General features: G+C 68.8%; 14 protein-coding genes. 8 read left to right on the top strand and 6 right to left on the bottom strand.

Annotation, left to right across the window (positions count from 1 at the left end; translation table 11 throughout):
- Positions 1-45: 45 nt before the first annotated feature.
- Both AB0L64_RS00525 and AB0L64_RS00520 read right to left on the bottom strand, forming a co-directional pair.
- Positions 46-1,533, bottom strand: coding sequence for a HAMP domain-containing sensor histidine kinase (locus AB0L64_RS00525; protein WP_363706239.1), 1,488 nt, complete (start codon positions 1,531-1,533; stop codon positions 46-48).
- 89 nt (positions 1,534-1,622) lie between these two features.
- The gene (locus AB0L64_RS00520; protein WP_355485247.1) at positions 1,623-2,315 is read right to left on the bottom strand and encodes a response regulator transcription factor; all 693 of its coding nucleotides are present in this window, start codon (positions 2,313-2,315) and stop codon (positions 1,623-1,625) included.
- 99 nt (positions 2,316-2,414) lie between these two features.
- On the opposite strand from AB0L64_RS00520, the gene AB0L64_RS00515 reads away from it, so the two are divergent.
- Positions 2,415-2,687 carry a hypothetical protein gene (locus AB0L64_RS00515; protein ID WP_363706236.1) on the top strand — a complete coding sequence of 91 codons (273 nt, stop codon included), beginning with the start codon at positions 2,415-2,417 and terminating at the stop codon, positions 2,685-2,687.
- Here the strand turns inward: AB0L64_RS00515 and AB0L64_RS00510 are convergent.
- Both AB0L64_RS00510 and AB0L64_RS00505 read right to left on the bottom strand, forming a co-directional pair.
- Entirely contained in the window at positions 2,646-3,620 is a 975-nt protein-coding gene (locus tag AB0L64_RS00510) for a TIGR03560 family F420-dependent LLM class oxidoreductase (protein WP_363706234.1), read from the bottom strand. The genes AB0L64_RS00515 and AB0L64_RS00510 overlap by 42 nt on opposite strands.
- Positions 3,617-4,510 carry an EamA family transporter gene (locus AB0L64_RS00505; protein WP_363706232.1) on the bottom strand — a complete coding sequence of 298 codons (894 nt, stop codon included), beginning with the start codon at positions 4,508-4,510 and terminating at the stop codon, positions 3,617-3,619. The genes AB0L64_RS00510 and AB0L64_RS00505 overlap by 4 nt, the downstream gene beginning before the upstream one ends.
- Before the next feature lie 87 nt (positions 4,511-4,597).
- On the opposite strand from AB0L64_RS00505, the gene AB0L64_RS00500 reads away from it, so the two are divergent.
- Together AB0L64_RS00500 and AB0L64_RS00495 are read left to right on the top strand one after the other, a co-directional pair.
- Positions 4,598-5,062 (top strand): Lrp/AsnC family transcriptional regulator, encoded by a 465-nt coding sequence (locus tag AB0L64_RS00500; RefSeq protein ID WP_363706230.1) that lies wholly within the window; start codon positions 4,598-4,600, stop codon positions 5,060-5,062.
- Between the two features lie 154 nt (positions 5,063-5,216).
- Positions 5,217-6,428 (top strand): pyrophosphate--fructose-6-phosphate 1-phosphotransferase, encoded by a 1,212-nt coding sequence (locus tag AB0L64_RS00495; protein WP_363706228.1) that lies wholly within the window; start codon positions 5,217-5,219, stop codon positions 6,426-6,428.
- Here the strand turns inward: AB0L64_RS00495 and AB0L64_RS00490 are convergent.
- Both AB0L64_RS00490 and AB0L64_RS00485 read right to left on the bottom strand, forming a co-directional pair.
- On the bottom strand, positions 6,419-6,841 hold the full coding sequence (locus tag AB0L64_RS00490; RefSeq protein ID WP_363706227.1) for a low molecular weight protein-tyrosine-phosphatase: 423 nt from the start codon (positions 6,839-6,841) through the stop codon (positions 6,419-6,421). The genes AB0L64_RS00495 and AB0L64_RS00490 overlap by 10 nt on opposite strands.
- Entirely contained in the window at positions 6,841-7,227 is a 387-nt protein-coding gene (locus tag AB0L64_RS00485; protein WP_363706226.1) for a phage holin family protein, read from the bottom strand. Before AB0L64_RS00485 ends, AB0L64_RS00490 begins: the two co-directional genes overlap by 1 nt.
- A 103-nt stretch (positions 7,228-7,330) precedes the next feature.
- On the opposite strand from AB0L64_RS00485, the gene AB0L64_RS00480 reads away from it, so the two are divergent.
- From AB0L64_RS00480 to AB0L64_RS00460, 5 genes are read left to right on the top strand one after another with little or no spacing between them, the layout of a single operon-like run.
- Positions 7,331-8,443, top strand: coding sequence for a DUF4185 domain-containing protein (locus tag AB0L64_RS00480; protein ID WP_363706225.1), 1,113 nt, complete (start codon positions 7,331-7,333; stop codon positions 8,441-8,443).
- A complete protein-coding gene (locus AB0L64_RS00475; RefSeq protein WP_363706224.1) occupies positions 8,440-9,147 on the top strand; it encodes an FCD domain-containing protein in 708 nt (235 codons plus the stop codon). Before AB0L64_RS00480 ends, AB0L64_RS00475 begins: the two co-directional genes overlap by 4 nt.
- A gap of 18 nt (positions 9,148-9,165) precedes the next feature.
- Positions 9,166-10,440 (top strand): extracellular solute-binding protein, encoded by a 1,275-nt coding sequence (locus tag AB0L64_RS00470; protein ID WP_363706223.1) that lies wholly within the window; start codon positions 9,166-9,168, stop codon positions 10,438-10,440.
- Positions 10,437-11,363 carry a sugar ABC transporter permease gene (locus AB0L64_RS00465; RefSeq protein ID WP_363706221.1) on the top strand — a complete coding sequence of 309 codons (927 nt, stop codon included), beginning with the start codon at positions 10,437-10,439 and terminating at the stop codon, positions 11,361-11,363. Before AB0L64_RS00470 ends, AB0L64_RS00465 begins: the two co-directional genes overlap by 4 nt.
- Complete coding sequence (locus tag AB0L64_RS00460; RefSeq protein WP_363706219.1) at positions 11,350-12,159, top strand: carbohydrate ABC transporter permease; 810 nt, start codon at positions 11,350-11,352, stop codon at positions 12,157-12,159. Before AB0L64_RS00465 ends, AB0L64_RS00460 begins: the two co-directional genes overlap by 14 nt.
- Positions 12,160-12,165: the final 6 nt, after the last annotated feature.

Here is a 12,165-nt window from a genome sequence, read left to right as displayed (position 1 = left end):
CCGAAGAACTCCATGAAGATCCTCTGAAGGATCTGTCAGGAACTCTCAGCGGGTCTGGGTCGCCGCGTGCGGCAGCCACAGCGTGAACTGGGCGCCGGCCCCCGGCACGTTCCGCGCGTAGATCATCCCGCCGTGCTGCTCGGCCGCGTGTTTCACGATCGCCAGGCCCAGCCCGGACCCGGGGCGGCCGCGCGCCTCGCTGGACCGGTAGAACCGGTCGAACACGTGCGGCAGGTCCGCCTCGGCGATCCCCGGCCCGGAGTCGGTGACTGTCAGTACGCCGTCCACGAGCCGGACCGTGACGTGCCCGACGGGCTGCCCGTCGCTGTGCTGCGCCGCGCCTTCGGGAACGCTGTACTTCGCGGCGTTGTCGAGCAGGTTCGTGACCGCGCGCCCGAGCAGCCGCTCGTCACCCCACACCGGGAACGGCGTGAGCTGGACGTCCCACTCCAGTCCGGGCGCACGCCGTCGGACCTTGATGACCGCGTCCTCGACCACGTTGGACAGCTCGATCAGCTCCGCGTTCCGCACCTGCGGGGTGTCCCGGGCCAGCTCGGTCAGGTCGCCGATCAGCGTGGTCAGCTCGTCCATCTGGGCGCGGACGTCGTCCAGCAGCTGCTGCCGGTCCTCGGGCCGGAGGCCGCCGCGCTTGTCGGCCTGCGCGAGCAGGTCCAGGTTCGTCCGGACGCTGGTCAGCGGCGTACGCAGCTCGTGGCCCGCGTCGCCGACCAGCCGGCGCTGCCGGTCGCGGGACTGTGCGAGCGCGCCGAGCATCGCGTTGAACGCCATCGCCAGCCGGGAGATCTCGTCGGTCCCGGCGACCGGGATCGGTTTCAGGTCCTCGGTGCGCGCGACGTGCTCCGCCGCGCCCGTCAGCCGCGCCAGCGGCCGCAGACCGGATCGCGCCACCGCGTTGCCCGCGAGCGCGGCGCCGATGACGCCGATCAGCCCGAACGCCCACAGCACGATGCCCAGGTTGTGCAGTGTCTGATCGATCGCGCCCAGCGACTGCGCGACGACCAGGGCGCCCGGCTGGTACAGGCCGGGCTCCTCGTCGCAGGGTGCGTTGGCGGGACAGTAGCGGGCCGGCACGGCAACCACCCGGAAGTGGGAGCCGCCGTTGCGTAGACCGACAGTGCGCAGACTGGCCTCGTTGCCCTGGTTCTGGGCGATCTGCAGCTCGTCCGGCCCCATCGGCGGGAGCGGACTGTTCCGTGGCGCCCACTTCTGGCCGTCGGCGCTCAGGACGCCGACCCGGATGTCGCTCAGGCCCAAGGCGTCGGCCGAGGCGTTCTGCAGGTTGTAGAGGTTGGTCAGGACGCCCTTCTGGGAGGCCTGGCTGGCGCGCTGGATCAGGCTGTCGTCCAGGTTCTGGTACATCTGCTGACGCACGGTGACGTACGCAGCGACGCTGACGATCGCCACCGCCAGGCCGACCGCGACCGCCGCGAGCAGCGTCACGCGGGCGTGCAGGGTCAGCTTGTGGAGCGTCTCGTTCCACCAGCTCTGGGTGCGGGCGGCTGTCGCCGCCACACGGTTTCCATTGCTCTTGGCAACAGGTGGTGCGGGTTGCGGTTGCGGCCGGTCGGTGTACGACGGAAAGCCCTCGGGGTGTTGCTGGCTCACGGCGGGGTGTCCCTCAGCACATACCCGATACCGCGGACGGTGTGGATCAGGCGGGGCAGGCCCTCGACCTCGGTCTTGCGCCGCAGATAGCCGATGTAGACCTCGAGGGAGTTCGCCGTGGTGGGGAAGTCGTAGCCCCAGACCGCGTCCAGGATGACCGCGCGCTCCAGCACCCGGCGCGGGTTGCGGATCAGCAGCTCGAGCAGCGAGAACTCGGTGCGGGTGAGCTGGATCGGCACGTCGCCGCGGTGCACCTCGTGCGCGTCGACGTCGACCACGAGATCGGCGTACTGCAGCACCTCGCCGCGCTGGCCGCCCTCGCCCGGCGTGGTGCTGCGGCGCAGCAGCGCGCGCAGCCGGGCCAGCAACTCCTCCAACGCGAACGGCTTGGTCAGGTAGTCGTCGCCGCCGGCGTCCAGGCCGTCCACCCGGTCCGCGACCGCGTCCCGCGCGGTGAGCACCAGGATCGGCACGTTGTTGCCCGCGGCCCGCAGGGCCTTGGTGGTCTCCAGCCCGTCCAGCCGCGGCATCATCACGTCCATCACGACGACGTCCGGCTCGACGTTGCCGATCACCGCGAGCGCCTCGGCGCCGTCGGACGCGGTCACCACCTCGAAGTCGTTGAACTCCAGCGAACGGCGCAGCGAGTCCCGGACCGCCCGGTCGTCGTCCACCACCAGTACCCGCATCGTCTGCCCCGCTCCACTCGAAGTTCCGTGACCGAGAGTAGGTCGCTTCTGTGAGAATCGCCTGAGAACCCGCTGATCCTCACCAATAGGTTGCCAGACGTGGGCATTGTCGAATTCACGCCTGAGCCCGCCGACTTCGCCTGGACCTTCGGCGGGGTGCCTCCGGTACGCCGGGCGCGGCCCGGTACCGCCCTGCGCGTGTGGACCGAGGACACGTTCGCGGGCAGCCTCCGCAGTACGACGGACCTCCGGCGGGAACATGGACACGCCGGAGTTGCGCTCCGGGACGACCGGCCGCAGGCCACGGCGTACGACGGGATCCACCGGCGGCTAGCTGAACTGCGGAACGACCTCCTCGGCGAAGCGCTGTAGCGGCTCGTGGTCGTAGGCGACGCCGGGGATGTACGAGATCACGTAGTCGATACCGGCCTCCGCCAGCCGCTCGACGTGCACGCTGAGCTGCTTCGTCGTGACCACCTCCGCCAGCACATGTGACGTCCCGCCGGAGCCGATCTCCAGGAACTCGTCCAGGCTGTACCGCCCACGGGCCCTGGCCGTCGCGGCCACCGGGTCGGCGCCCGCCTCGACCGGGAACACGTTCAGGCTGGTCGACTTGATGATCTCGTCGTAGTCGCGGCCGACCTCGTCGCAGTGCTTGCGGAGGATCGCCAGCTTCTGCTCGATGACGTCGACGCGTCCGGTTCCGAAGTTGCAGGCATCGCCGTACTTCGCCACCAGCCGCAGCGTGACCCGCTCGCCGCCGCCGCCGATCCAGAGCCTGGGGCGGCGCCGCGGGACGACGTACGGCTTGTCGACGGAGTGGTACTGCCCCTGGAACACCACGTCGTCCTCGGTCCACAGCCGGTGCAGCAGCTCGACCGACTCGGTGAACGAGCCCATCCGCTCCTTCTGGCTCGTCCAGGGGTAGCCGTACGCCCGCCACTCGTGCTCCGACCAGCCGGCGCCGATCCCGGCGTACATCCGCCCATGACTGGCCACGTCCACCGTGGCCGCCATCTTGGCGAGCAGAGCGGGATTGCGGTACCCGTTGCAGCCGACCAGCTGACCCAGGTTCACCCGTGTCGTGTCACGCGCCAGGGCGGCTGTGGTTGTCCACATCTCGAAGACGGTCTCGCGGGCGGGCTCCGGGACGGTGTGGAAGTGGTCGAAGAGCCAAATCGAGTCCCAGGGACCCCCGTCGGCCGCCTTGGCCACAGCGGTCATGGCCTCCCACTGCTCGACCGGGTCCGCCAGCTCGGCCAGATCCATCCGCCAGCCCTGCGGAACGAACACACCGAACTTCATGCTGGCCTCCTGGAGATGGCCACGCCGGCCAGGCACAGTGCGCCGCCGCTGAGAGCCAGTGCGGTGGGAGCCTCGCCCAGCGACAGCCAGGCCAGGACGATCGCGACAACCGGTACGGCGTAGACAGTGACGCCCATGCGTCCAGCACTCGTACGGCGGAGCGCGAAGGCCCACGTGGTGAAGCCGAGTGCGGTCGGGAACGCTGCCAGGTACACGACCCACCAGAGGGTCGCCGCGTCGGCGACGCGCAGCTCGTCGACCAGGGTCGGTGCGAACGGCAGGCAGACGAGCGCACCGATCGTGCAGGCGAGCCAGGTGACCTCAGCGGCGGGCAGACGGCTGAGCAGCGGCTTCTGCGTCACCACGCCGACGGCGTACGAGATGGCGGCGACCACGCAGAGCACCACGCCCCACGTCTCGGCGCGGCCGCTGGACGTCGACGTACCGATCACGACGATGCCGGCGAAGGCGACCAGGCCGCCGATCACCAACTGCCGCGGGAACCCCTCACCCAGACCCAGCCCGGCGAGTACTGCGATCAGCAGCGGCGCGATGTGGACGAGCATGGCCGCCGTACCGGCGTCGAGCCGGCGCTCGGCCGCGTTGAGAGCCAGGTTGTAGACGCCGAACCACAGCACACCGCACGCGATCAGCGGCAACCAGTCGCGCCGGACCGGCCAGCGCCGTACGGCGGGCTGCTGCCGCTTGACCAGCAAGGCCCCGAGGAAGACGCTGCCCAGGCCGAGCCGGGCCAGCGAGAGCGGGCCGGCGGAGATCTGGGCGCCGACGTGCCGGATGGCGACGAACGACGAGGCCCACAGCACGACCGTGGCAGCAGCAGCACCGGCTGCGAGGCCGATCCGCGGCCGGGCTTCGGTAAGTGTTGTCACGCTCATTACAGTAGAAACGAAGTCTGCGGTGATCCATGGCGATTCGGAGCCCAGGAGGCGGTCTTGCTTACCGAAACGAGAAGTCAGATGCTGGATGAGCTCAATACCCGAATCCTGGACGAGCTGACCGCCGATCCCCGGCTGCGGACCACCGAGCTCGCCCGCCGGCTGGGGGTGTCGACGCCGACGGTGCGTGAGCGGGTGGCCCGGCTGGAGGAGTCCGGCGTGATCCGCGGGTACCGCCTCGACATCGACCCGGCCGCGCTCGGCCGGCCGGTCGCCGCTTGGGTGCGGCTGCGCCCCGGCCCGAACCAGATCCCGAAGATCATCGAGCTCGCCGGCCGCGTCCCGGAGGTCGTCGAGTGCCACCGGATCTCCGGCGAGGACTGCTTCCTGATGCGCGTCCAGGTCGCCGAGATCGCCGCGCTGGAGGAGGTGCTGGACAAGTTCCTGCCGCACGGGCAGACGACCAGTTCGTTCATCGTCTCCACCCCGGTGCCGCCGAGGTCGGTCCCGCTCCGCGGACCTGAGACACTCACCAACCCCGCCTAGCGCCGCAGCTCACGGCGCAGCTCAGCGTGGGACGAGCCTGTCGGAGCGACTTGGTGAGTGATGGAGGTCCGCATCACGGCCCGACCACTTCCCACAGTGGTCCACATCACTAGTCTGGTGGCGACTTCAGCGACTTCCGGAAGGACCCTGACCCATGGCTGCCGACAAGTCTGTCCGCAGAGTTGCCCTGCTCACCGCCGGCGGGCTCGCGCCCTGCCTGTCGTCCGCCGTCGGCGGGCTGATCGAGCGCTACACCGAGGTGGCGCCCGACGTGGAGATCATCGCCTATCTGAACGGGTATCACGGCCTGCTCAGCGGCCAGTTCCTCGAGGTCACGCCGGAGGTCCGGGAGAAGGCGGCGCTGCTGCACAAGTTCGGCGGCAGCCCGATCGGCAACAGCCGGGTGAAGCTGACCAACACCGCGGACCTGGTGAAGCGCGGCCTGATCCAGGACGGGCAGAACGCGCTGCAAGTCGCGGCCGAGCGGCTCGTCGCGGACGGCGTCGACGTCCTGCACACCATCGGCGGTGACGACACCAACACCACCGCCGCCGACCTCGCGGCGTACCTGCAGGAGCACGACTACAACCTGACCGTGGTCGGGCTGCCGAAGACCATCGACAACGACGTGGTCCCGATCCGGCAGAGCCTGGGCGCGTGGACCGCCGCCGAGCAGGGCGCGCTGTTCGCCCGCAACATCATCGCCGAGCACAGCTCGAACCCGCGGATGCTGATCGTCCACGAGGTGATGGGGCGCAACTGCGGGTGGCTGACCGCGGCCACGGCGCAGGCCTACCAGGCGTGGGTCGACGAGCAGGAGTGGAACCCGGGCATCGGCCTGCGCAAGGGTGGCTGGGACGTCGACGCCGTGTACGTGCCGGAGGCAACGATCGACCTGGACGCCGAGGCCGACCGGCTGCGCAAGGTGATGGACGAAGAGGACTGCGTCAACATCTTCCTGTCCGAGGGCGCCGGCGTGGAGTCGATCGTGGCCGAGATGGAGGCGCGCGGCGAGAAGGTCGGCCGGGACCCGTTCGGGCACGTGAAGCTGGACACCATCAACCCGGGCGCCTGGTTCGCGAAGCAGTTCGCGGAGCGGATCGGCGCGGAGAAGACGATGGTGCAGAAGAGCGGGTACTTCAGCCGCTCGGCCGCGGCCAACGACCGCGACCTGGCGCTGATCAAGGAGTGCACCGACTACGCCGTCGACGCCGCGCTGCGTGGTGAGTCCGGCGTCGTCGGCCACGACGAGGAGCGCGGCGACGAGCTGCGCGCGATCGAGTTCCCGCGGATCGCCGGCGGCAAGGCGTTCGACCCGGCCGCTGACTGGTTCGTGACTCTGAAGGCGGGCATCGGTCAGAGCTGACCGCGGAGGCGGTCGACCCACTGGTCGGCCGCCTTCTCGATCTGGGCGAGGACCTCGTCGAAACCGTCGTCCTCGCCGTAGTACGGATCCGGTACGTCGTCGTGCGCGAACAGCTGCGCCGCGGCGCCGTACCGGGTGAGGGTGTCGAGGTGGCCCGCGTCCATCGCGAGGATCAGGTCGGGTGTCCACGACCGGTCGAACTGGCGGGCCCGGTGCGCGCTGCCGTCGTACCCGCGACGCCGGAGCGCGGCCGCCGCCCGCGGGTCCATCCGGTCGCCGACGTGCCAGCCGCCGGTGCCTGAGCTGGTCACCTCGACGCCGTCGAGACCGGCCTCGGCGAGCTTGGCGCGCAGCACCACCTCGCCCATCGGCGACCGGCAGATGTTCCCGGTGCAGACGATCTCGACGCGCACTAGCGGACTTCGGCCTTGTCCGGCAGCACGACGTTGATGAGCATGCCGACGATGCTGATGATCAGAGCGCCCCACAGCGCGGCCCAGAACCCGTCGACGTGGAACTGGACGTCGAGCTTCCCGGTGATCCAGGACGTCAGCCACAGCATCACGGCGTTGATCACGAAGGTCAGCAGGCCGAGAGTGAGGATCAGCAGCGGTAGCGACAGCAGCTTCACCACTGGCTTCACGATCGCGTTCACGACGCCGAAGATCGCGGCCACGATCAGCAGTGTGAGCACCCGCCGGCCGGTGGTCGCGCCCTCGAGCGTGATCCCGGACACGAGCCAGGTCGCCACACCCAGCGCGATCGCGTTGGCGAGCAGCCTGATGATCAAGTTCTTCATGCCGTCGATCCTCCCACCCGCGCGGTAGCACCACTCCCGGTACACGCCCTGATCCGTCCCTGACTCTTGACAGCGAAAATGACCAAGTGATCTGATCATTTTCATGTCCCGTCCCCTGACCGCGGTAGTCGCGTTGTCACTCACGACAGCGGGCCTCGCTGTCCCCGCTGTCCCCGCCGCCGCCGACCCGTCGAGTTGCAGCGCCGTCAGCACCACCTGGACCGCTCAGTCATCGGCGCATGCGGCGCCCGAAGGCCTCCTCAACGCCTACAGCGACACCGGGAAGGGCTGGACGGGTGCCGACAGCACCTACTCCGTGCCGCTGCCCGGCGGACGGACGGCGTGGGTCTTCTCCGACACCTTCCTCGGCCCGGTGAACCCGGACGGCAGCCGTCCGACGACCGCGCCGTTCATCAACAACTCGTTCGTGATTCAGCAGGGCACGAAACTGAAGACGGTCACCGGCGGTACGGCGAGCAGCCCCACCGCGCTCGTCCCGCCGCCGGCCAACGGCTGGTACTGGTTCGGCGCCGCGCAGACCAGCCACGCCGGCCGTGACCTCGACGTGGTCGCGCTGCGCTTCGAGAAGACCGGGACCGGGCAGTGGGACTGGCGCTGGGCCAGCAACTACCTGGCCCGGTTCGACAGCACGACGTCCAAGCTGAAGAGCCTCACGCCGATCCCGTCCGGTGCGAACGTGCAGTGGTCCGGCTGGCTGCTCCGCGACAGCGGCTACACCTACGTGTACGGCGTCGAGGACCTGGGCGCCTCGAAGTACCAACACGTCGCCCGGGTCCGCGGCGACGACCTGACCGCGAAGCCGTGGGAGTACTGGACCGGGTCGGGCTGGTCGGCCGACGAGACCGCCTCGGCCCGAGTGCTGCAGGGCGTCGCGAACGAGCACAGTGTGACCCGTTGGAGCGATGGCTATCTGCTGGTCACGCACGACACCAACGAGCTCTTCAGCAAGCGCGTCCTCGGGTACTTCTCCTGCTCGCCGACCGGCCCGTGGGTGAAGCCGGTCGAGCTGTACCAGACCCCCGAGACGGGCGGGAACATCATCACGTACAACTCCCACGACCACCCCGACCTGCGTCGCGGTACGTCGCTGCTGGTGAGCTACAACGTCAACAGCCTGGTGAGCGACGAGCTGTACGGCGACGTGAGCATTTACCGCCCGCGCTTCGTCTCGGTCACGCTGGCGGCGGCCGGATGAGCGCCACCGGAGGCGTCGTACGGCGCAGTCTGCTGGACGACCTGGCCACGTCGATGCTCGCCCTGATCGCGGAGCGGAAGCTGGCGCCGGGTGACCAGTTCGAGGCGGTGCGGTCGCTGGCAGAGCGGTTCAAGGTCGCCGTACCGACGGTCCGCGAGGCGCTACGCCGGCTGGAGGCGACCGGAGCTGTAGAGCTCCGGCACGGCTCCGGCGTGTACGTCGGCCCGAACGTTGGCCGCCTGGTTCTGGCGAACCCGCTGGCGCTGGCGCCGAGTCCGGACCGGCTGGTGGAGCTGCTACAGGCCCGTGCCCTCATCGAGCCACCTGTTGCCGCGCTGGCTGCACAGACCCGTGGTGAGGCCGCGCTGGAGCAGATGGCCAAGGACCTGGAGAGTGCGGCCGAGCTGATCGCTTCCGGCGACCACGCGCAGTTGGCCGAGGTGAACATGGACTTCCACCGCTCACTGGCACAGGCCTCCGGGAACTCGACCCTGGCCGAAGTGGTCGAGTCGGTCACGGTCGTGAACGCCCGGGAGCAGCTGGAGATCCTGCACATCCACGGTGACCGCCAGGCCGACCTCGACGAGCACCGCGCGATCTACGACGCGGTCCGCTCCGGTGACGCCGACCTGGCCGAACTCCTCACCCGAGAGCACCTCGACGGCGTACTGGCCGTCATCAACGAACGACTTCAGCATCCCTGAGCTGGAAGGACGCATCACATGCAACGCAACAACCGCAAGGCGCTGGCGGCTCTGGTGATCGCCGGCGCGCTCGCGCTGTCCGCCTGTGGAGGCGGCGGCGCCGCTGCCCCGAAGAAGGGCGAGGACAAGCCGGTCGACTCGCTCAAGTTCTACAACGACAAGGGCGGGTGGAAGGACGCGTTCATCCAGGTCGGCGCGGCGAGCAAGAAGGACGTCGGCGTCGGGATGGAGCCGGTCGGGTACTCCGACTCGAACACCTACACCGCGTTCATCCGGTCCTCGTTCCGGACCAAGGAGAAGGCGGACCTGTTCACCTGGCACACCGGCAAGGAGCTCCAGGACCTGGTGGACCAGAAGCTCGTCGCCGAGACCACCGACCAGTGGACCAAGGCGATTGCCGACGGCAACATCCCAGAGCAGCTCAAGCAGTACTTCACGTTCGGCGACAAGCAGTACTGCGTCCCGCTGAACGCCGGCTACTGGGTGATGTACTACAACAAGGCCGTCTTCAAGAAGGCCGGGATCACCCAGACTCCGAAGACCTGGGCCGAGCTGACGCAGGTGGCCGACAAGGTCAAGGCCGCCGGGGTGAAGCCGTTCTACCAGACCAACATCCTGTTCTCGTTCGTGTGGTTCGAGACGCTGCTGGCCGGCAAGGACCCGGACCTGTACGACGCGCTCGCCGCCGGCAAGGCGAAGTACACCGACCCGGGTGTGGTCGAGGTGATGAACGAGTGGAAGAAGATGATCGACGCCGGGTACTTCAGTGACCCGGGCGCGAAGACCGAGCCGCAGGCGCAGCTGAAGAACGGCGACGTCGCGATGATCAACTTCGGCACCTGGTTCAGCGGCAACCTGAACACGCTGAAGATGAAGGCCGGGACCGACTACGACTTCTTCGTGATCCCGAACGTGAACCCCGACCTGCCGAAGACCTCGATGATCTTCGAGACCGGCCCGGTCTGCTCGGCCGCGGCGTCGGACCACGCGTCGACCGTCAAGAAGTGGACCGACTGGTGGGTCACGCCGCAGGCGCAGACCGCCTGGGCGAACTCCCGCGGCGACCTGTCGTTCAACCCGAAGGCCGAGGTCAAGGACCCGGGTCTGGCACAGCTGAACAAGGACGTCAACGGCTACCGCCTGATCAACCGGTGGTTCGAGGCGACACCGGTCCCGGTCGCGAACAAGGCGCTCGAGGTGTTCGGCGCCTTCGTGACCAAGCCGGGTGACCCGATGCCGGGCCTGCAGAAGATCCAGGCCGAGGCGGACGCGTACTGGGCCAAGCAGAAGTGACTGCTGTCACCGAGCGGCCGGTGGAGACCCGCCGGCTGAGCGCCACCCGCGCCGCGCGGACCGGAGCCCGGATGGCACCGCTGTTCGGGCTCCCGGCCGCGGGCGTGGTCGCGCTGCTGCTCTACCTGCCGTTCCTCTGGACGACGTACGTCAGCTTCACCGACTACGACGGTCTGGCCTCGCCGGTGTGGTCCGGGCTGGCCAACTACAAGGCGATGTTCAGTGACCCCGATCTGATCGGGGCACTGGTCAACACGCTGCTGTGGGTCGCGGGCATGATCACCCTGCCGGTCGTACTCGGGCTGCTTGTGGCTGTACTCACCTACGGCCACAGGTGGGGCACCTGGCTGCGGCTGCCGTTCCTGCTGCCGTACGCGATCTCCGGTGTGGCCGTCGGCGTCATCTGGGGCTTCGTACTGCAGCCCGACGGCGCACTCGGCCAGGCACTCGGGTTCTTCGGGCTCCCGGGTGCCCACACCGGTTGGCTGCAGTCCGGCCCCGGCAACACCCTGATGATGATCGTGGCAACGACTTGGCAGGCCGCAGGCGTCAACGCCCTCCTGTTCGTGGTGGGCCTCCAGTCCATCCCGACCGAGCCGCTGGAGGCTGCCCGCCTGGACGGAGCCGACGGCTTCAAGCTCTTCCGGTATCACCTGTGGCCACAGCTCAGAGCCATCACCACCGTCGTCATCGGACTGTCGATCGTCGGCAGCCTGAAGACCTTCGACGTGGTGTGGGTCATGACCCAGGGCGGCCCGGGTACGTCCTCGGAGACCTTGGCGCTGTCGATGTACAAGGAGACGTTCGTGCTGAACGACTACGGCCAGGGCGCGGCGATCGCGCTGTTCCTGAGCCTGGTCACCTTCGCGGCCTCGGTCCTCTATCTGCGCTACCAGTTGGGGGACGCCCGTGAGCAAGGTTAAGACGGGGTTCCTGGTCCTGCTCGGGCTGATCTGGCTGGCGCCGGTCTACCTGCTGATCGTCAACGCGTCCAAGTCCGTCGACGGGTACGACGCCAAGACCGTGTGGAAACCGGCCGGCTTCTCGCTGTTCGCGAACTTCGGGGACGCGTGGAGCAAGGCGGCGCTCGGCGACACGCTGGTGGCGACCACGATGTACAGCGTGGTCGCGCCCGTCCTCGCGGTGCTGATCGGCGCCGCGGCCGGCTACGCGATCGTCGTCCTGCGGCTGAAGCGCGGCTTCGGTTGGTTCGTGTTCATCTTCGGCGGGACGATCTTCCCGCTGCAGATGATCCTGATGCCGTTGTTCTCCGGGTACGCGAACTCCGGGCTGTACGACACCCGGACCGGGATGATCATCGTGTACACCGCGATCAGCGTGCCGTTCTCGGCGTTCGTGATGCGGAACTTCTTCACCGGCATCGCGCGCAGCGTGTTCGAGGCCGCGGTGGTCGACGGCGGCGGGCTGTTCCGGATCTTCCGCAGCATCTACCTGCCAATGGCCGGGTCGGCGCTGGCCGCGATCTTCATCCTGCAGGCGACCTTCGTCTGGAACGACCTGCTGCTCGGCCTGACCCTGAGCCAGTCGGAGTCGGTGCGGCCGATCATGCCGGCGTTGACCGGCCTGCAGAGCACGTACGGCGGCGCGGCGCTGCCGACCGTGCTGGCCGGCGGCCTGCTCGTCTCGCTGCCCACCGTCATCCTCTTCCTCGCCGCCCAACGCTTCTTCTCCCGGGGCCTCGCCCTCGGTCAGTTCTGATTCTCG

Source organism: Kribbella sp. NPDC051936, from assembly GCF_040680955.1.
Lineage (GTDB): Bacteria > Actinomycetota > Actinomycetes > Propionibacteriales > Kribbellaceae > Kribbella.
The sequence above is the reverse complement of the archived record's forward strand: the minus strand, read 5'-3'. Positions and strand labels throughout refer to the sequence as shown.